We start from the raw sequence: 19561 nt of genomic DNA on the forward strand, positions 1-19561 counted from the left end.
TGTTCGGTCGTGCGCGTGTGGGATCGGAGGCGGAGAGTGCAGGCGCGGGACCGCATCGGCGACCGGTACGAGCTGACGTACCCGATCGGCCGGGGCGGGATGGGTGAGGTCTGGGCGGGCCATGACGAGCGGCTCGACCGGCCGGTGGCGGTCAAGTTCCTCCGGCAGACGGAGGTCTCCGAGGATGAGCGCGACACGGCGGTGCGGCGATTCCGGCGGGAGGCGCGGGTCACCGCGCGCCTCGACCACCCGGGTGTGCCGGCCATCCACGACCTCGGCGAGCATGGTCGAGACCTCTACCTCGTCATGCAACTGGTGCCCGGCGCCGTGCTCACCGACCTCATCGCCGAGCGGGAGCGGCTCGATGTCGCCGAGTCCGCCACCATCGCCGTCCAGGTGTGCGCCGTGCTTGCCGCCGCCCACGCCGCCTCGCTGGTGCACCGCGACCTCAAACCGCAGAATCTCATGATCACTCCGACGGGCGCCGTCAAGGTGCTCGACTTCGGAGTCGCCGCTCTCCTCGGACCCGTCGAGGCGTCGCGGCTCACGGCCACCGGGCACACGCTGGGGACACCGGCCTACATCGCCCCCGAACAGGCAGCGGGTGATCCGGTGGGACCGGCCGCCGACCTGTACGCACTGGGCTGTGTCCTCTTCGAGATGCTCACCGGACGTCCGCCCTACGAGGCCGGCAACGCCCCGGAACTGCTCCGCCGGCACATGCAGGCACCCATCCCCGTCATCACCGAGTACCGAAGCACCGTTCCCGACGATCTGGCGCATCTCATCTACTGTCTGCTCGGCAAGAAGCCGACCGACCGGCCCGCGAGTGCCATCGAGGTGCAGCGACTTCTCGTCCCGTTCCAGACAGAGCTGCCCTGAGCAGAATGACTGGCTTCCGGCCCGCGGCGGCGAGCAGGCTACCGTAGTGACGAAGGGTTTCACCGGCGAGGTCGCCATCCTCTACGCGCGGCACCGGCGCGGGTACCCGCCCGAGGTGCTCGACGCCCTAACGGACATGTTGCATCTCGACGCCACCGACACGGTGGTCGACCTCGGGTGTGGCACCGGCCAGTTGAGCCTGCCGCTCGCCGGCCGGACCGGTGCCCTCATCGGCCTGGACCCGGAGCCCGACATGCTGGCCCTCGCCCGTCGAGCCGCCCTGGACGCCGGAACGACGAACGCCACCTGGGTGCTCGGCGGCGACAGCGACCTGCCCGCACTGTCCCGGCTGCTCGGACCGGGAACGGTCGGCGCGTTGACCATCGCCGTCGCGATCCATTTCATGGACCGGGGGACCACGTTCACCGCCGCCCGACCGCTGCTGCGTCCCGGCGGTGGCCTCGCCGTGATCACCAATGGCACGCCCCTGTGGTTGCAGGACACCGAGTGGTCGAGAGCGCTGCGTGGATGTCTGGAGAAGCTGCTCGGGCATCCGGTGACCGCCAGTTGCCAGACCGACGAGGCCGGTCGCGGACTCACCCGGGAGGCGCTGCTCACTGCCGGCTACCGGTACGCCGAGGCAGGCGTGGCGTACGACGCCGCGCTCACCGTCGAGGACATGGTCGGTGGCGTCTTCTCGGCGATGTCGGCCGACCGGTTACCCACCGTGGAGCGCCGTGCCGCGTTCACCGCCGAGGTGCGCGACGCGCTCGACGGACGGGACAAGGTCACCGAGCGGGTCCACGTCTGGTTGCAGTACGGCGTTCGCGACCTCTGAGCGGTCGCGCTCCGCGTGTTCCTCCGTGCGTCGGCGGCTCAGCGGGCGAGTCGGACGATCGCGGCCACCGACCGGTCCACGTCCGCCGCCGTGGTGGTCGCGTTCGACACCGAGATCCGCATCAACCGTCGGCCCCGCCACGTCGTCCCGCCCACCCAGCAGGTGCCGTCGGCCTGCACCGCGGCCACCACCCGGTCGGTGCGCGCGTCGTCGCCGAAGCCGACCAGCACCTGGTTGAGCACCACGTCGTTGACCACCTCGAACCCGGCCGCGGAAAGCCCGTCGGCGAACCGGCGGGCCAGCGCGCAGCACCTGTCCACCAGCGCGGTGACGCCGTCGCGGCCCAGCTCCCGCAGGCCCGCCCAGACCGCGAAGCCACGGGCGCGGCGGGAGGACTCCGCGGTCAGGTCCGCGCCCGCCGGCACCCCGCCGGAACCGACGAGGTACGCGGCCGAATACGACAGGGCCGCCGCGTGCGCGTCGGGTCGGGCGCAGAACGCGAACGCGGTGTCGTACGGCAGGTTGAGCCACTTGTGCCCGTCGCAGGCCCACGAGTCGGCCGCCTCGATGCCGTCCACCAGGTGCCGGGTGGCCGGGCTGGCGGCGGCCCACAGCCCGAACGCGCCGTCCACGTGCACCCAGCCGCCGTACCGGTGCACGAGGTCGCAGGCCCGGCGCAGCTCGTCGCAGGCGCCGGTGTTGACGTTGCCGGCCTGGAGGCAGACGACGGTGGGGCCGGGCCCGGCGTCGCGCAGCGCCACGGCCAGCGCGTCCGGGTCGATCGCGCCCTGCGGGCCGGCCGGCACCTCGCGCAGCGCGTCGGTGCCGAGGCCGAGCAGGCGCAGCGACCGGTCGATGGTGGCGTGCCGTTCGGCGCCGGCGAGCACCCGCATCGGCGGCGCGCCGAGCAGGCCACGCCGTTCCACGTCCCAGCCGGCGTCGGCGAGGACCTGGTGTCGGGCGGCGGCGAGCCCGGCGGTGTTGGCGGCCTGGCCGCCGGTGACGAAGCCGACCGACGCCGACGCCGGCAGGCACAGCAGGTCCTTGAGCCAGGTGCCGGCGGCGGTCTCGGCGGCGACTGCGGCCGGCGAGGTGACCGCGTTGAACGCGATCTGGTCCCAGCCGGCGGCGAGCATGTCGGCGGCGGTGGCGGCCGGGGCCGCGCCGCCGACGACGAAGCCGAAGTAGCGCGGCCCGGCGGTGGCGACCAGCCCCGGGTCGGCGGCGGCCACCAGCTCCGCCAGCACCTGTTCCGGGGGTGTGGGCGCGGCCGGCAGCGGGGCGGCGAACGCCCGGTCCAGCGCGGCCTGGTCGACCGGCCGGCCGACCGGCCGCTCCGGCAGCGACCGCCGGTAGTCGGCGGCGTGGTCGGCGGCCCGCCGGAACAGCTCCCTCGGCTCGTCCATCGCCGCACCCTAGCCCGGCCGCCGGTCACGCGCGTCGCAGGGACGTCGCGGGGCCGCCGGTCACGTCGACCCGAGGGCGGCGTCGAGCCGGTCGAGGTGCGCGGCGACCAGGCCGGCGGTGAGCATGCCGCTGCCCGCGCCGGCCACCTCGTGCGCCGCCGGGGCGAGCGCGGCCCGGGCCCGCCGCATCGCGGCCCGGTCGCCGAGCGCCACCGCGGCGCGACCGGTCAGGCACCACAGCGCCTCGCACAGCAGGTCGGGCGGGGGCGCGGGGGTCCGGCGCAGTGCGACGGCGGCGTCGGCGGGGCGCTCGGTGGCGAGCAGGACCAGCGGGCGGGCCCAGGGCGCGTACGGCCCCCAGTCGGTGTCGTCGGGGAAGTCGGCGGGCCGGTCGTGCCACACCCGCAGGCACAGCAGCGCCAACGGGAGCAGGCCGCGCGCCACGCCGGGCATGCCGCAGCCGGCCAGCCGGGGCGCGGCCGACCGGTAGGCGGCCTCGGCCCGCGGGTACGGCGCGCCGGTCGCCGCGGTCCGCATGGCCCGGTACCAGGTGGTGAACACGCCGGTGAGCGGGGACTCGTGCCGGTCGGCGAGCCGGTCCGCGGCGTCCGCGTGCCCGTCGGCGACGGCGAAGTCGGCGAGTGCGCCGCGGGCCTGCATCCGGATCAGGTGTCCGAGGATCTCGACCGGGGCCTGGCCGTGCCGGGCGGCCAGGGCGACCAGTTCCGCGCCGACGGCGTCCCGTTCGGCGGCCAGCCCGGTGCGGTGGAACGTCTGCAGGAACACGGCGTTGAGCGCTTGGGCCAGCAGCCCCGGGTCGGCCAGTCGCCGGGCGATCGCCTCGGCCTGCCGGGCCGCTTCGGGACCCCGCGTCGACGGCCGGCCGCGTGACTCGACCGCGATGGTGGCGAGCAGCCGCGCCCGGGTCGTCTCCGGCGCGTCCGGGCCGAGACCGGCGAGCGCCCGCTCCGCCGCGGTCACCACCCGGGCCGCCTGTTCCGGGTCGTCCGACCGGGTCCAGATCGCCGGCACGTCGTACCCGCCGATCACCCGCGCGGTGAGGTCCGGGTCGCCGAGCTGCTCGGCCGCGTCGATGGCCGCCAGCCGCTGGTCACGGGCGGCGGCCAGGCCGCCCGGCCCGGTCACCGCGAGGCTGCGCAGCAGGCCGACGGTGGACTCCAGCCGGGCCCGCGCGCCCGGCACCACGCTGCGCTGGTACGCCGCGGCGGCCTCGGCCCAGACGTGCGCGGGACCGGCCGGCTCGGGGTCGGCCTGGCGTCTCAGATCGGTCTCCAGTCGGCGCAGTCGCGGGCCGGGGTCCAGGCCGAGCTGGTCGCGCAGCAGTTCGCGGGCCCGGCGCAGCACCGCGAGCGCGTCGGCCTGCCGCCCGGCCCGGTAGAGCGCCAGCGCCAGCAGCCGCCAGCCGTCCTCCCGCCACGGGTGGTCCGCCACGTGGGCGTCCAGGTCGGGTACGGCGTCGGCGGCCCGGTCGAGCGTGAGCAGCGCCTCGGCCCGGCGTTCGACGGCGGTGAGCCGCACCTGGTCGAGCCGGGCGCGTTCGGCGTGTGCCCACGACCTGTCGACGTCGGCGTACCCGGGCCCGCGCCACAGGCCCAGCGCCGCGTCGAGCCTGTCGAGCGTCGGCCGGGGCAGCGCGTCGGCGGCGTCGGCGACCGCGGTCTCGAAGCGCCAGGCGTCGACCGTGTCCGGGGCGGCGCGCAGCGCGTACCCGGGTCCGTCGGTGACCAGCAGCCGGGCCGGCTGCCGCGGTGGGCGGTGCGGTTCGAGGCCGCGGCGCAGCGCCGCCACGAACGTGCGGACCGCGCCGACCGCGCCGGCCGGTGGGTCGTCCCAGAGGTCCTCGACGAGGTGCCCGACCGGCACCACCCGACCCCGGGCCACGATCAGCCGGGCCAGCACCGCGCGGTGCCGTGGACCCCGTAGGTCGACGGGTGCGCCGGTGTCGTCCCAGGCCGTCACCGGACCGAGCACACCGAAGTTGACCCGCACCGACCGTCCCTCTCCTCGACCGGGCCACCGTACCGCGCTCATCGGTTGCTCATCCGGCGCGGCGACGCTGGTCGGGCACCAGTCGAGCGGAGAAAGGAACGACCGATGACCTCCACCATCGCCGGATTCGACACGCGACGGGTCACCGTCGCCGAGGACGTGGCGCTGCACGTGGCCGTGGGCGGCTCGGGCCGCCCGATCGTGCTGCTGCACGGCTTCCCGCAGACCCACCTGATGTGGCGGCACGTCGCCGCCGACCTGGCCGCCGACCACACCGTCATCTGCCCGGACCTGCGCGGGTACGGGGCCAGCGACAAGCCGGCCGCGCGCGACGAGGACACGTACGCGAAGCGGACCATGGCCGCCGACGTGGTGGCCCTGGCCCGGGCGCTCGGCCACGAGCGGTTCGCGCTCGCCGGCCACGACCGGGGCGCCCTGGTCGCGGTCCGGGCCGGCCTCGACCACCCGGACGCGGTCACCCACCTGGCGTCGCTGGACGTCCTGCCCACCCTCGACATGTGGGAGGTGCTGCACGGCGCCTCCGCGTCGGTCGCGTTCCACCTCTACCTGATGGCCCAGCCGCCCGGCCTGCCGGAGCGGATGATCTCGGCCAGCGCGGACGACTTCTTCGGGTACTTCCTCGACGCCTGGGCCGGCGATCCGGCGGCCGTTCCGGCCGACGTGCGCGCCGAGTACCTGCGGGCCTCCCGGGAGGCGGTCGACTCGATCGTCGCGGACTACCGCGCCTCGGCCGGGATCGACGTCGCGCACGACCGGGCGGACCGGGCCGCCGGGCGGCGGCTGGCGATGCCGGTCACGGTGATCCAGCAGGACTGGGGTGCGGCGCTCGGCTACGACGCGGCGGCGGTGTGGCGGGCCTGGGCCCCGGACCTGGAGCACCGCACCACCTCCGCCGGACACTTCCTGGCGGAGTCGGCGCCGGCCGAGGTCAGCGCCGCGCTGCGCGCGCTGCTGGCCCGGTAGCGGCGCTCCCGGCTTCCGGCGCTCCCGTATCCTCTACCGTATGATGTACGCTAGGGTCCGCCGTCGAGGCGACACTGCGGAGGAGGGCGCGACGTGGCAGCGGGCGAACACGCGATCATCGCGGCGGGGCTACGCAAGCGGTACGGGGACCGAAACGTCCTCGACGGGTTCGACCTGCGGGTCCCCCCGGGCACCGTGTGCGGTCTGCTCGGCCCGAACGGTGCCGGCAAGACCACCGCGGTGCGGATCCTGTCCACCCTGCTCCGCTTCGACGAGGGGCGGGCCGAGGTCGCCGGCTTCGACGTCGCCCGCCGGCCCGACCAGGTGCGCCACCGCATCGGTCTGGTCGGGCAGCACGCCGCGCTGGACGAGGTGCTCAGCGGCTACCAGAACCTGGTCATCTTCGGCCGCCTCTGCCACCTCGGCACGAAGCGGGCCCGGCAGCGCGCCACCGAGCTGCTGGAGCGCTTCGGCCTCGCCGACGTCGGCGACAAGCCGGTCAAGGCGTACTCGGGTGGCATGCGGCGCCGGCTCGACCTCGCCGCCGGCATGACCCTCACGCCGTCGGTGCTCTTTCTCGACGAGCCGACCACCGGCCTGGACCCGCGCGGCCGCAACGAGGTCTGGGAGTCGGTCCGTGAGCTGGTCCGCTCCGGGACCACCGTGCTGCTCACCACGCAGTACCTGGACGAGGCCGACCAGCTCGCCGACCAGATCTCGGTGCTGGACAGCGGGCGGGTCGTCGCCGCGGGCAGCCCCGACGAGTTGAAGTCGCGGCTCGGCGGCGACCGGATCGACCTCGTCCTGCGCGACGCCGGTGACCTGGCCGTGGCCGCCGCGCGGCTGCGGCTGGTCGCCGGCGCGGAGCCGGCGGTCGACCCCGACCGCCGCCGCGTCAGCGCCCCGGTCGGCGACCGGGTCGGCGCGCTCACCGAGGTGCTGCGGGCGCTCGACGCGGGCGGCGTCTCCGTGGCCGACGTGGCGCTGCGCCGTCCGACGCTCGACGAGGTGTTCCTGCACCTGACCGGCCGCCGCTCGCGGGCCGCCGAGGAGGTGGCCGCGTGACCGGCACGACCCTGCCCACGGCGGCCGGTTCGGCCGCCGTGCCCGGGCGACCGTTCCTGCTCGCCGACAGCGTCACCCTGACCCGGCGCGGCCTGGCGCACTGGCGCCGCGACCCGGGGCCGCTGATCGCGTCGCTGGGCTTCGACGTCGTCATGGTGCTGATGTTCGCCTACCTGTTCGGCGGCGCGCTCCGGGTGCCGGGCGGCGGCAGCTACCGCGAGTTCCTGATGCCCGGCATGTTCGCCATGACCATGGTGTTCGGCATCAGCCTCACCACCCTGGCCGTCTCCGCCGACGTCGACCGTGGCGTCACCGACCGGCTCCGGTCGATGCCGGTGTCGCCGCTGGCCCCGCTGATCGGCCGCGCCGCGGCCGACATGCTGTTCGCGGTGGTGACCCTGGCGGTGATGGTGCTCGCCGGCCTCGCCGTCGGGTGGCGGGCGCACGGCGGTGTCGGCGACACGCTCGCCGCGTTCGGGCTGATCCTGCTGCTGCGCTTCGCCCTGGTCTGGGTCGGCATTTTCCTCGGCCTGGTGATGAAGGGGCAGCAGGCGGTCGCCGGCGTGCAGACGCTGGAGTTCCCGCTCGGCTTCCTGTCCAACGCGTTCGTGGCGCCGTCCACCATGCCCGCGTGGCTCGGGGTGGTGGCGGAGTGGAACCCGTTGTCGGCCACCGTCGGCGCCGTCCGGGAGCTGTTCGGCAATCCCGGCTGGGGCGGTGACTCCTGGGCGGAGTCCCACTACCCGGTGCTGGCGGTGGCGTGGCCGTTGGTCCTGGTCGCGGTCTTCCTGCCGCTGTCGGTCCGCGGATACCGCTCCTTGCGCGACTGACCGCCCGGCCGGACGGGTAAGCTACGGTACGTTGTACGCCAAACGGGGTGGACCGCCGGCGCGATCGGGAGGTACGAGGTGCTGCTCGGGCGGTTCGCGGTCGTCTTCGAGCCGGGCGATCCGCCCCGGGCCGGCACGGTCAGCTTCTACGATCCGACCGGCGACGCGGTGCCGGACGAGTGCGACGAACTCGGCGACGTCCGCGAGCTGACGCTGGCCCTGCCCCTCGACGGCCCGGTCGCGGCGTGGCAGGTGCGGGTCTGCGCCGTGCCGGTCGCCGACGCGGTCCGGCAGCTCGTCGCGCTGCGCGACGCGGCGGACGTGACGCCCGCCGCCGCGTTCTGGTCGGCGGTGGCGGTCACCGGCCTGCACCTGGTGGCGCGGGGCCGGCTGCTGCCCGGCGTCACCCCGGACGGGCACGACGCCTGGCGGGTAGGCCCCTTCGACGTCGCCGACGTGGCGCGCATCCGCGCGCTCGCCGCGGCGATGCCGGCCGGGGCCCGCGCCGTGCCGGTCGACCCGTTCGCCGAAACGCTCGTGCTGCCCGACGCCGAGGACCTGGTCCGGGCGTTCCTGGACGCGGTGGCCGACACGCTGCCGCGCATCCCGGCGGCACCGTGGCTGACCGGCGACGACCGGTTCACCAGCCTGGACCCGCAGCCGGTGGAGGAGCTGCGCGACTGGGCGCGCGAGGTCTCCGCCGGCGTGGACACCGGGCTGCGGGTGGCGTTGCGGCTGGTGGGGCGCGGCGACTTCGCGACCACCGGCCTCACCGCCGTGGTCCGCCTGCGCAGCCTCGCCGACCCGACGGTGGTCAGCGACGCGGCCGCGCTCTGGGAGGGCGACGCGCACGGCCTCGGCGAGCAGGCCACGTTCGAGGCCATGCGCGCGGTGCGCCGGGCCGCGACGGTGTGGCAGCCGCTGGCCCGGCTGCTCGACGAGGCCGCCCCGGTCGAGCTGGAACTGCTCGACGAGGACCTGATCGACCTGCTGGGCGGCGCCGAACGGCGGCTCGCCGCGGCCGGCATCGACGTCGAGTGGCCGCCGCGGTTGTCCCGCGAGCTCACCGCCCGCGTCCTGATCTCCTCGCCGCCGGAACAGCCGGCCGACCCGGCCGGCGTCCTCCGCTCGGCCGCGCCGATGCCGCGGAGCTGGCAGCTCACGCTCGCCGGCGAGGCGCTCACCGACGCGGAGATGGACCTGGTCGCCAAGTCCCGGCCGATCGTCCGACTGCGCGAGCAGTGGGTGGCGGTCGAGCCGGAGCTGGCCCGCCGGGCCCGGGAGCGGCAGCTCCCTCCGCTCAAGGCGTACGACGCGCTGGCCGCCACGTTGATCGCCAGCACCGAGGTGGACGACGAGCGCGTCGAGGTGGTGGCCGACGGCTGGCTCGGCGCGTTGCGGGAGCGGATCGCCGAGCCGGACGGCGGCCCCGAGCGGCTGGCCCCGCCGGCCGGGCTGGACGGCACGCTCCGCGCGTACCAGCTGCGGGGGCTGCGCTGGCTGGACCGGATGACCTCGCTCGGCTTCGGCGGCTGCCTCGCCGACGACATGGGTCTGGGCAAGACCGTCACCGTCGTCGCGCTGCACCTGCGCCGCCGCGCCGGCCCGGCCCTCGCCGGGCCGACGCTCGTGGTCTGCCCCGCCTCGGTGCTGAGCAACTGGGAACGCGAGATCCGCCGGTTCGCGCCGGGCGTGCCGGTCCGCCGGTTCCACGGCGCGGCCCGCACGCTCGACGACCGCACCGACGGGTTCGTGCTGACCAGCTACGGCACCATGCGACTGGACGCGGCCGTGCTCGGCGGGCGACGGTGGGGGATGGTGGTCGCGGACGAGGCGCAGTACGTGAAGAACCGGCTCAGCGGCACCGCGAGGGCGCTGCGCGAGATCCCCGCCGACGCCCGCCTCGCGCTCACCGGCACGCCGGTGGAGAACAACCTCTCCGAGCTGTGGACCATCCTCGACTGGACCACGCCCGGCCTGCTCGACACGGTCGGCACGTTCCGGGCCCGGTGGGCCCGACCGATCGAGGTGGACCGGGACGCGTCAGGCGTGGACCGGCTGTCCCGTCTGGTCCGTCCCTTCCTGCTGCGGCGCCGCAAGTCCGACCCGGGCATCGCGCCGGAGCTGCCGCCGAAGACGGTCACCGACCACCTGGTGTCGCTCACCGGCGAGCAGGAGACGCTCTACCGCCGGGTCGTCGACGAGGTGATGGGCGAGATCCGCGCCAGCCCGACCGGCATCGCCCGCCGAGGGCTGGTGCTGAAGCTGCTCGTCGGGCTGAAGCAGGTGTGCAACCACCCGGCGCACTACCTGAAGGAGCCGCACGGCACGCTCTCCGGCCGCTCGGAGAAGTTGCAGCTCCTCGACGACCTGCTGGAGACCATCCTCGCCGAGGACGGCGGCGCCCTGGTCTTCACCCAGTACGTGCGGATGGCCCGGCTGCTGGAGCGGCACCTGGCCGAGCGGGGCGTGCCGGCGCAACTGCTGCACGGCGGCACGCCGGTGCCGCAGCGCGAGGAGATGGTCCGCCGGTTCCAGGCCGGCGCGGCGCCGGTGTTCCTGCTCTCCCTCCGGGCGGCCGGCACCGGTCTCAACCTGACCCGGGCCGACCACGTCATCCACTACGACAGGTGGTGGAACCCGGCCGTGGAGGAGCAGGCCACCGACCGGGCGTACCGGATCGGGCAGACCCGGCCGGTGCAGGTGCACCGACTGATCGCCCAGGGCACCCTGGAGGACCGGATCGCCGCGCTGCTGGAGTCCAAGCGGGAGCTGGCCGACGCGGTGCTCACCGGCGGCGAGACCGCGCTGACCGAACTGTCCGACGCCGAACTGCTCCGGCTCGTGCGGCTGCGCGACGAGGGATGACGGACGTGGACTTCGACGTCGAGTTCGACGACGAGCCGGACGACGAGGCGACCGGGCCGGTCGAGGACGACGGGCGGGCCCGGAGCTTCCCGGCGTTCGGGCCGGGCCGGCGGATCGGCAGGAAGTTCGCCGACACCTGGTGGGGCAACGCCTGGATCGAGTCGATGGAACACACCGCGCTCGACCCGGAACAGCTCAGGAAGGGCCGGCGGTACGCGTTCGCCGGTCAGGTCGGGCCGATCACGGTGAGCCCCGGGCGGATCTCCGCGCCGGTGCACGACGGCGACCAGTACACCCCGCACCACACCGAGGTCCGGATCTCCACGCTCGCGGACGCGGAGTGGGACCGCCTGCTGGACCGGGTCGCCGCCCGGGCCGGGCACATCGCCGCGCTGCTCGACCGGGACATGCCGCAGGACCTGGTGACCACCGCCGACGACGCCGGGGTGCGGCTGCTGCCCGGCTACGGCGACCTGGAGCCGTCGTGCGACTGCCCGTCCTGGGACCATCCCTGCCGGCACGCCGCCGCGCTGTCCTACCAGGCGTCCTGGCTGCTGGACCGGGATCCGTTCGTGCTGCTGCTGATGCGGGGGCGGGCGGAGCCGGAGCTGATCGAGGAGCTGCGCACGCGTAACGCCGGCCGCGCGGTCGCCGCCGGCGCGGCGGACGCCGTCGGCGTCCGGGCCGAGGAGGCGTACGCGACCGTCCCGGCCGCCCTGCCCGGACCGCCGCCGGCGGTCCGCGACGAGCCGGTGGCGCTTACGCCGCTGCTGGCCCCGCACGACGCGCCCGGCCTGGACGCCGAGGCGCTGGGCGTGCTCGCCGCGGATGCCGCGTCCCGGGCCCGGCGTCTGCTCACCGCCGACGCGGCCGAGGCGCTGGCGCCCGAGCACGACGCCTGGTCGGACGCCGTGCGGCTGGCGTCGCGGATGCCGCGGTCTCGGGCCGCGCGCCGCCTCGCCGAGGCCAGCGGCCGGGTCGACGACCTGCCCCTGGCGATCAGGGCCTGGGAGTACGCCGGTGCCGCCGGCCTGGCCGCGGTCGACGCGGTGTTCAGCCCGCCGAAGGAGTTGGTGTCCCGAACCACCGACGCGCTGCGCGAGGCCGGCGGGATCGGCGGCGCGACGCCGCAGGTGCGGAACTGGCGCAACCGCTGGACCGTGGGCCGGGACGTGCAGGTGCGCTACGGCCCGGACGGCCGCTGGTACCCGTTCCGCAGGCGTTCCGGCCGGTGGTGGCCGGCGGGCCCGCCCGGACCGGACCCGGCCGACGCGCTGCTGGAGCTGTCGAGGGACTGATCCGTGGACCGGCGGCCGGCCGGAGGGTCCCGCTCCGGCCGGCCGCCTCAGCGGACGGCCCGTACGCCATACGGTATGGCGCCGGTAGGATGGAGCCACTATGTCGAAGGAGCGCAGCGGCAAGGCCGACCCCGCACGCAGCCTGGCCATTCTGTGGCGCACCCGGGAGCCCACCAGCCGCGGCACCGGTCCGGGGCTGAGCGTCGACCGGATCGTGCGGGCGGCCGTCGAGATCGCCGACGCCGAGGGCATCGACGCGCTCACCATGCGGCGGGTCAGCGAGGCGCTGGGCGCCGGCACCATGTCGGTCTACACCTACGTGCCCGGCAAGTCGGAGCTGCTCGACGTCATGGTCGACACCGTCTACGGCGACATGCCGCGCCCGGCCGACGTGCCGGGCGGCTGGCGCGGCCGGCTGGACCGGATCGCCCGGGACAACCTGGCGCTCTACCGCGCCCACCCGTGGCTGCTGCGCGCCGAGACCAGCCGCCCGGTGCTCGGCCCCCACACGCTCGCCAAGTACGACTACGAGCTGCGCGCCGTGGCCGACATCGGGCTGGACGACGTGGAGATGGACGCCGTGCTCACCCTGATCCTCGGGCACGTCAAGAGCATCGCCCGCGCCGACCACGACGGCGCGCAGCTGGAACGCGAGACCGGGATGACCGACGGGCAGTGGTGGCAGATCCACGGCCCGTGGCTGGAGAAGTTCATGACCTCGGGCAGCTACCCGACCGCGGCCCGGGTCGGCTCGGCGGCCGGGGCGGCACACGGCGCGGCCTACGGCCCGGAGTACGCCTTCGAGTTCGGGCTGCGGCGGGTGCTGGACGGCGTCGCGGTGGTGGTCGCCGAGCGCACGGGCGGGGCCGGTCCACTGGGCTCGCCCCCGAGCGACGCCGGTGACGCCGGGCGGTGACCGCGCGCCGCTAGGGTGGTCGCATGATCACGTGCGTCGTGCACTACACCATCGATCCCGCCCGGATCGAGGCGTTCGAACGGTTCGCCCGCGCCTGGATGACGCTGGTGGCCCGGCACGGCGGCGTGCACCACGGCTACTTCCTGCCCGCCGAGGGCGCCAGCGACCGGGCCGAGGCGCTGTTCAGCTTCGAGAGCCTGGCGGCGTACGAGCGGTACCGCTCCCGGTTCGGCGTGGACCCGGAGTTCGTCGCGGCCGACCGGATCCGCGACGAGTCGGGGTGCGTGCTGCGGTACGAGCGCACGTTCATGCGTCCGCTCCTGCCGACCGACTGACGCCGTCGCCGCGCTGCGGGCGAGGCGGTGGTCACGGGGGAGCCGGCCGGCGGGTGCCGACGGCCGCGGCGGCGTAGCGCCGGGCCAGGCGGGCGAACGCGTCCCGCAGCTCGGGCGGCCCGACCACCTCGATGTCGGCGTCGTACCGGCCGAGCAGGGCGGCCAGGCCGGGCCAGGACCAGCCGCCGAGCACCAGCCGGCAGCGGTCCGGGCCGAGCTCCTCGACCAGGCCGTCGCGGGTCCAGGTGGAGACCGTCCGGGCGGGCAGGTCGAGGATCACCTCCCCGCGGCACGGCCAGTCACCGGGGCCGCCGGCGCCGTGGAACCGGCCGGCGACGTACGCCGCCACGTCGCCGCCGGGAAGCTCGCGGGGCGTGAACCGGGGGCCGGTCGGGGTGCGCGGACTGATCCGGTCGACGCGGAACGTGCGCCAGTCGTCGCGGTCCAGGTCCCAGGCGACGAGGTACCAGCGCCCGCCCCAGGTGACCAGGTGGTGCGGCTGGACCCGGCGCGGCGGTGGCAGGCCGGCCGGTGGATCGGCCGCCGGCCCGGCCGGGTAGTCGAAGCGCAGCACCTCGCGGGCGTGCACGGCGGCGCTGAGCGTCACCAGCAGGCCCGGCTCGACCCGGGGCCGGGCCGGGCCGCCGGACTTCTCCACGGCGACCACCCGCAGGGCGTCGACGCGGTGGCGCAGCCGTGCCGGCATGACGTGCCGGACCGTGGTCAGCGCCCGCGCGGCGGACTCCTCGATGCCGGTCACGGTGGTCGCCGCGGTCTGCAACGCCACGGTGAGCGCCACGGCCTGCTCGTCGTCGAAGAGCAGCGGCGGCAGCGCCGCCCCGGCGCCCAGCCGGTAGCCGCCGTCCGGGCCCTTGGCGGCGGCGATCGGATAGCCCAGCTCGCGCAGCCGGTCGACGTCGCGGCGCACGGTCCGCGCGCTCACTCCGAGCCGTTCGGCCAGCACCGCGCCCGGCCAGTCGCGACGGGCCTGCAACAGGGACAGCAGGGCGAGCAGGCGGGCGGACGTCGTCGACATGGGCCGCATTCTGCCCCGGGTAGCGGACAGGAACTGACCGCTACGCCTGCGACCGTGGACCGGCACCGATCGCCGACCGGAAGGAACCGATGACCGTGACCGCCCCGACCGCGCCGTCCACCACGCTCGACGCCGAGCGGACCGACCTGCTCCGGGCGCTCGCCGGCGCCCGCGCCGCGCTGACCGCCACGGTGCGCGACCTGACCGACGCCCAGGCGGGGGAGCGCCCCACCGTGAGCGCGCTCTGCCTGGGCGGGGTGCTCAAGCACGTCGCGTCCGGCGAGGAGGCCTGGCTGCGGTTCGTGGTCGACGGCCCGGCGGTGATGACCTTCACCCTGCCCGACGGCGTGACCTGGGCGGAGTTCCTGGCCGGCACGGCGCGCGAACTGCCGCGCTGGGCGATCGAACGGGAGCGGACGTTCCAGATGCTGCCCGAGGACACGCTGCCCGCCATCCTCGACCGGTACGCGCGGGTCGCCGCCCGTACCGAGGAGATCGTCGCCGGTCTGGCCGACCTGTCGGCGGCGCATCCGGTGCCGGACGTGCCCTGGCAGGAGCCCGGCACGGTGCTGAGCGCGCGCGCCGTGCTGATGCACGTCATTGCCGAGACCCGGCAGCACGCCGGGCACGCGGAGATCCTGCGCGAGACGCTCGACCGGCGGACCACCACCTGACCCGGCGCGGGCCCGCCCTCACCCCGGCGCGGCGACGGCCCGGCCCATCCGGGTCACCGCCTCGGTCAGCACGGCGGGCGAGGTGGCGAAGTTGAGCCGGACGAAGCCCGCGCCGCCGGTGCCGAAGACGTGCCCGGAGCTGAGCGCCACCCGGGCGTCGTCGAGGAACATCCGCGCCGGGCCGGACAGGTCGGTGACCACGCCCGGGCCGTCACCCGACGTCTCGGTGGGCACGCCGAGCCGGGTGCAGTCCAGCCAGGCGAGGTAGGTGCCCTCGGGCGGCTGCCAGGACACCGCGGGCAGGTGCTCGGCGAGCAGCGTCCCGAGCAACGCGCGGTTGGCGTCGAGGCCGTCGAGGAGCTGGTCCAGCCACGGCCCGCCGGCGGCGAACGCGGCGGTGTGCGCGAGCACCCCCAGGTGACTGGGCCCGTGGCCGACCTCCTCCGGCATCCGGGCCAGGTCGGCGGCGGCGTCCGGCCCGGCGACCGCCACCGCCGCCTTGAGACCGGCGAGGTTCCACGCCTTGGACGCCGACAGCAGCGCGAACGCGTTCCCGGAGCCGGGGACCGTGAGGTAGGGGGTGAACCGCGCGCCGGCGAGCGCCAGCGGAGCGTGGATCTCGTCGGAGACGACCCGGACGCCGTGTCGCGCGGCCAGCTCGGCGACGGCGGCCAGCTCGTCACGGCGGTGCACCACGCCGGTCGGGTTGTGCGGGTTGCAGAGCAGGAACGCGGGCCGTGCGCCGAGCAGCCGGGCCCGGCGGAACGCCTCGTCCAGCGCGGCGAGGTCGAGCCGTCCGTCGGGCCCGAGCGGGGCCTCCAACACCCGCCGGTCGGCGTGCGAGACGAACGCGTAGAACGGCGGATAGACGGGCGGGCAGACCACCACCGCGTCATCCGGTTCGGTGACCAGCCGCAGCACCTCGACCACGCCCATCATCACGTCGGGCACCAGCGTGCTGCGCCCGACCGGGAAGTCCGGCCAGTCCCAGCGCTGCGCCGCGAACCCGGCGAGCGCCTCCGCGTAGCCCGTCCCGTGCGCGTAACCGGTGTCGCCCTGCTCGACCGCGCGGCGCAGCGCGTCGGCCACCGGCGGCGCGAGCGGCACGTCCTGCTCGGCCACCCACAGCGGGAGCACGTCCGGCGGGTGCAGCCGCCACTTGACGCTGGTGCGCTGCCGGAGCTGCTCCAGCGTCAGCCGGGTGAGCGGGTTGCGGTCGTCGGCGGAAACGCGCATGTCGTTCACCCTAGGCGGCTCTACCATCGCCCGATGGCCCGCCCGACGTATCCACTGCGGACGCCGCGACTGCTGCTGCGCCCGGTCACGCCCGACGACCTGGACGACGTGCACGCCTGGCAGCGACGTCCCGACGTGTGCCGCTGGACGCTCGCGCAGCCGCGTACCCGGGAGCAGTCCCGGGCGTCGGTGGCCGCGATGGTGGGCGAGGACGCGCTGCGGGCGGAGGGCGACTGCCTGACACTGGCCGCGGTCGCCGGCGACCGGGTGATCGGCACGGTGGAGCTGGTCTGGCGCAGCCGCGCCGACCGCACCGCCGAGCTGGGGTACGTCTTCCATCCCGACCACGGCGGCCGGGGCCTGGCCACCGAGGCGGCCGGCGCGCTGCTGGACTGGGGGTTCGGCCCGTTCGGGCTGCACCGGGTGACGGGCCGGTGCCACGCCGGCAACGAGGCGTCCGCCCGGCTGCTGGCCCGGCTCGGCATGCGCCGGGAGGCGCGGCACGTGCGCAGCTACCGGTTCCGTGACGAGTGGGCCGACCAGCTCGTCTTCGCCGTCCTCGCTGACGAGTGGCGCCCCCGCGCGGGCTGAGCCGGCCCGCGTGCGGCCCCTGGGCCCGGAGGCGGTCAGTCGGCGGTGACCGGGTCGCCGACCCGGATCTCGCCGGCGCCGACCGGGATCAGTCGGATGCCGAACCACACCTTCCCGTCCCACCGCCGGTGCCGCGCCAGCGTGCGGATCGGCTCCCTGCCGCTGGTGAGCGTCACCGGGTCGATCAGCGTGAGTGAGCAGCGGTCGCAGCGTTCGGCGACCCGGAAGTCGACCGCGCCGATGCGCACCCGGGTCCAGCCGTCCTCGGCGAACGGCGCGACCGGGCCGTCGAGCACCACGGTGGGCCGGAACCGGGCCATCGGCAGCGGGTCCGGCGCCGGCTCGCCCCGCTCCAGCGCGCCCTCGACGATCCAGTCCCGCAGCCGGCGCAGCGACGGCAGCGTGGCGGCCAGCAGCGGGCCGGCGTCGGCGAGGTTCAGCGGGTCGCCGGGGCGGCCTCCGTGCGCCTCCGACACCGGGCGCCGGCGCGGGTCGTCCAGCCAGCCCAGCCGCACCGGGCGCGCCAGGCGCTCGGTGAGCCAGTCGTGCGCCTCGGCGGTGGCCAGGCGTACCGAGTCCAGCCGGGACAGCGTGGTGGCGACCGGCGGGCCGGCCACCGGCTCGGGGACGACCAACGAACCGCCGGCCCGGTCGGTGAGCGTGAGGGAGCCGACGCCGGGCACGGCGGTCAGCCCGAGCATCCGGGGCACGGTGCGGGCGGTGAGCACCGCGCCGTCCGGTTGCAGCAGCACCCAGCGCCGGTCGTGGCGCAGCCCCCACGGCTCGACCGTGGCCCGGTCGACGTCCACGCCGGCCAGCGACTTCACGGGGTGGACGTGGGCCGAGACGAGTCGCACCGGTCAGCCGACCTTCGGGGTGGCCCGGTCGATGATCGCGGCGAGGTCGAGGCCGCCGGGCAGCGTCCCGTACGCCTGACCGTGGTCGCCGCCCAGCCGGGACGCGCAGAACGCGTCCGCGACCGCCGGGTGGCCGTGCCGGACCAGCAGCGCGCCCTGGAGCACCAGCGCGAGCCGCTCCACCACGCGGCGGGCCCGCAGCTCCAGGTCGGTGTGGTCGGCCAGCTCGTCACGCACCGCGCGGACCGCCGCGTCGAGGCGCGGGTCAGCGCCGGCCGCGGTGGCGACCTCCGCCTCGTACGCGGCCAGCACCTGCGGCTCCCGGGTGAGCGCGCGCAGCACGTCCAGCGCGGCGACGTTCCCGGAGCCCTCCCAGATCGAGTTCAGCGGCGACTCGCGGAACAGCCGCGGCATGCCGGACTCCTCGACGTAGCCGTTGCCGCCCAGGCACTCCAGCGCCTCGGCGGCGTGCCCCGGCCAGCGTTTGCACACCCAGTACTTCCCGACCGCCAGCGCCAGGCGCTTGAACGCGGTCTCGCCGGCGTCCCCACGCGCCGACCGGTCGGTCGCGCCGGCCAGCCGCGTCATCAGCACGGTGGCCGCCTCGGACTCCACCGCCAGGTCGGCCAGCACGTTACGCATCAGCGGCTGCTCGGCCAGGTAGCGGCCGAACGCCCGCCGGTGCGTGGCGTGGTGCACGGCGGTGGTCACGCCCTGGCGCATGCCGGCCGCGGCGCCGATCACGCAGTCCAGGCGGGTCAGGTTGACCATGTCGATGATGGTGCGCACGCCGCGGCCCTCGTCGCCGACGCGCCACGCCACCGCTTGCTCGTACTCGATCTCGGCGGAGGCGTTGGAGCGGTTGCCGAGCTTGTCCTTCAGCCGCATCAGCCGCATCGGGTTGCGAGCGCCGTCGGGCAGCACCCGGGGGACCAGGAAGCAGGTGAGGCCGTCCGGCGCCTGGGCGAGCGTGAGGAACAGGTCGCACATCGGCGCGGAGGTGAACCACTTGTGCCCGACCAGCCGGTAGCTGCCGTCCGGCTCGGGCCGGGCGGTGGTGGTGTTGGCGCGCACGTCCGAGCCGCCCTGCTTCTCGGTCATCGACATGCCGGCCAGCAGGCCCCGCTTGCCCAGCGGGGGACGCAGCCCGTGGTCGTAGTCGGTGCTGGTGAGCAGTGGCTCGTAGCGTGCGGCCAGCTCGGGGCTGTGCCGCAGCGCCGGCACCGCCGCGTAGGTCATCGAGATCGGGCAGCCGTGCCCGGCGTCGGGCCGCCAGACGTAGAAGCCGGCGGCCCGGGCCACGTGTGCGCCGGGCCGGTCGTCGGCCCACGGCGCGGCGTGCAGGCCGTGCCCGACCGCGGTACGCATCAGCTCGTGCCAGGAGGGGTGGAACTCCACCTCGTCGACGCGGTGGCCGTAGCGGTCGTGGGTGCGCAGCACCGGCGGGTGCTCGTTGGCCAGCCGGCCGTGCTCGTTGGCCGCCTCGCCGCCGGCCAGCCGGCCCAGCTCGCGCAGCCCGGCGGCGGCCCAGCCGGCGCCCTCCCGGGCCAGACCGTCGAGCAGCGCCGGATCGTCGGCGGTGTCGTGGCCGACCAGCGGCGGGACCTGGTTGACGACCTCGTGTGTGGTCACGGCGGCACTCCCAGCGCGCGGTGGCGGAAGGTGGATTGAACCACCGTTCAACCCCGACCGGCAACCGCGTGTCGACCGGTCGATTCGGCTCGATTCGTTTGAC

17 protein-coding genes are annotated in these 19561 nt (G+C 75.7%); 11 read left to right on the forward strand and 6 right to left on the reverse strand.

Annotated features, from left to right (window positions below; all coding sequences use genetic code 11):
- Window positions 1-36: 36 nt before the first annotated feature.
- Complete coding sequence (locus AB0B02_RS18500) at window positions 37-882, forward strand: serine/threonine-protein kinase (RefSeq protein WP_357301727.1); 846 nt, start codon at window positions 37-39, stop codon at window positions 880-882.
- 46 nt (window positions 883-928) lie between these two features.
- On the forward strand, window positions 929-1720 hold the full coding sequence (locus tag AB0B02_RS18505) for a class I SAM-dependent methyltransferase (protein WP_357301730.1): 792 nt from the start codon (window positions 929-931) through the stop codon (window positions 1718-1720).
- 38 nt (window positions 1721-1758) lie between these two features.
- Here AB0B02_RS18505 and AB0B02_RS18510 read toward each other — a convergent pair whose 3' ends face one another.
- Together AB0B02_RS18510 and AB0B02_RS18515 are read right to left on the reverse strand one after the other, a co-directional pair.
- Window positions 1759-3126: a pyridoxal-dependent decarboxylase gene (locus AB0B02_RS18510; RefSeq protein ID WP_357301733.1), complete on the reverse strand. Its 1368-nt coding sequence runs from the start codon at window positions 3124-3126 to the stop codon at window positions 1759-1761.
- A gap of 60 nt (window positions 3127-3186) precedes the next feature.
- Window positions 3187-5136: a BTAD domain-containing putative transcriptional regulator gene (locus AB0B02_RS18515; protein ID WP_357301736.1), complete on the reverse strand. Its 1950-nt coding sequence runs from the start codon at window positions 5134-5136 to the stop codon at window positions 3187-3189.
- 105 nt (window positions 5137-5241) lie between these two features.
- Between AB0B02_RS18515 and AB0B02_RS18520 the strand changes: the two genes are divergently transcribed.
- From AB0B02_RS18520 to AB0B02_RS18550, 7 genes are all read left to right on the forward strand, one after another.
- The gene (locus tag AB0B02_RS18520) at window positions 5242-6120 is read left to right on the forward strand and encodes an alpha/beta hydrolase (protein WP_357301740.1); all 879 of its coding nucleotides are present in this window, start codon (window positions 5242-5244) and stop codon (window positions 6118-6120) included.
- Between the two features lie 93 nt (window positions 6121-6213).
- Window positions 6214-7185 (forward strand): ATP-binding cassette domain-containing protein, encoded by a 972-nt coding sequence (locus AB0B02_RS18525; protein WP_357301743.1) that lies wholly within the window; start codon window positions 6214-6216, stop codon window positions 7183-7185.
- On the forward strand, window positions 7182-8015 hold the full coding sequence (locus tag AB0B02_RS18530; protein ID WP_357301747.1) for an ABC transporter permease: 834 nt from the start codon (window positions 7182-7184) through the stop codon (window positions 8013-8015). Before AB0B02_RS18525 ends, AB0B02_RS18530 begins: the two co-directional genes overlap by 4 nt.
- A 78-nt stretch (window positions 8016-8093) precedes the next feature.
- On the forward strand, window positions 8094-10883 hold the full coding sequence (locus AB0B02_RS18535; RefSeq protein ID WP_357301750.1) for an SNF2-related protein: 2790 nt from the start codon (window positions 8094-8096) through the stop codon (window positions 10881-10883).
- Complete coding sequence (locus AB0B02_RS18540; protein WP_357301754.1) at window positions 10880-12181, forward strand: SWIM zinc finger family protein; 1302 nt, start codon at window positions 10880-10882, stop codon at window positions 12179-12181. Before AB0B02_RS18535 ends, AB0B02_RS18540 begins: the two co-directional genes overlap by 4 nt.
- 100 nt (window positions 12182-12281) lie before the next feature.
- Window positions 12282-13097: a TetR/AcrR family transcriptional regulator gene (locus AB0B02_RS18545; protein WP_281941084.1), complete on the forward strand. Its 816-nt coding sequence runs from the start codon at window positions 12282-12284 to the stop codon at window positions 13095-13097.
- Between the two features lie 23 nt (window positions 13098-13120).
- On the forward strand, window positions 13121-13432 hold the full coding sequence (locus AB0B02_RS18550; RefSeq protein ID WP_281941086.1) for an NIPSNAP family protein: 312 nt from the start codon (window positions 13121-13123) through the stop codon (window positions 13430-13432).
- Between the two features lie 31 nt (window positions 13433-13463).
- Here the strand turns inward: AB0B02_RS18550 and AB0B02_RS18555 are convergent, their stop codons facing one another.
- Complete coding sequence (locus tag AB0B02_RS18555; RefSeq protein ID WP_357301758.1) at window positions 13464-14468, reverse strand: WYL domain-containing protein; 1005 nt, start codon at window positions 14466-14468, stop codon at window positions 13464-13466.
- 89 nt (window positions 14469-14557) lie between these two features.
- On the opposite strand from AB0B02_RS18555, the gene AB0B02_RS18560 reads away from it, so the two are divergent.
- Window positions 14558-15142, forward strand: a complete 585-nt coding sequence (locus AB0B02_RS18560) for a DUF664 domain-containing protein (RefSeq protein ID WP_357301761.1) — start codon at window positions 14558-14560, stop codon at window positions 15140-15142.
- Between the two features lie 18 nt (window positions 15143-15160).
- Here AB0B02_RS18560 and AB0B02_RS18565 read toward each other — a convergent pair whose 3' ends face one another.
- Window positions 15161-16378: an aminotransferase class I/II-fold pyridoxal phosphate-dependent enzyme gene (locus tag AB0B02_RS18565; protein ID WP_357301764.1), complete on the reverse strand. Its 1218-nt coding sequence runs from the start codon at window positions 16376-16378 to the stop codon at window positions 15161-15163.
- A gap of 33 nt (window positions 16379-16411) precedes the next feature.
- Between AB0B02_RS18565 and AB0B02_RS18570 the strand changes: the two genes are divergently transcribed.
- Window positions 16412-16969, forward strand: a complete 558-nt coding sequence (locus AB0B02_RS18570; RefSeq protein ID WP_281941098.1) for a GNAT family N-acetyltransferase — start codon at window positions 16412-16414, stop codon at window positions 16967-16969.
- Window positions 16970-17004: 35 nt separating this feature from the next.
- Here the strand turns inward: AB0B02_RS18570 and AB0B02_RS18575 are convergent, their stop codons facing one another.
- Together AB0B02_RS18575 and AB0B02_RS18580 are read right to left on the reverse strand one after the other, a co-directional pair.
- Window positions 17005-17826 carry an MOSC N-terminal beta barrel domain-containing protein gene (locus AB0B02_RS18575; protein WP_281941100.1) on the reverse strand — a complete coding sequence of 274 codons (822 nt, stop codon included), beginning with the start codon at window positions 17824-17826 and terminating at the stop codon, window positions 17005-17007.
- Between the two features lie 3 nt (window positions 17827-17829).
- Window positions 17830-19458, reverse strand: a complete 1629-nt coding sequence (locus AB0B02_RS18580; RefSeq protein ID WP_357301769.1) for an acyl-CoA dehydrogenase family protein — start codon at window positions 19456-19458, stop codon at window positions 17830-17832.
- Between the last annotated feature and the right edge of the window lie 103 nt (window positions 19459-19561).

The organism is Micromonospora sp. NPDC049240 (assembly GCF_040647835.1).
Lineage (GTDB): Bacteria > Actinomycetota > Actinomycetes > Mycobacteriales > Micromonosporaceae > Micromonospora.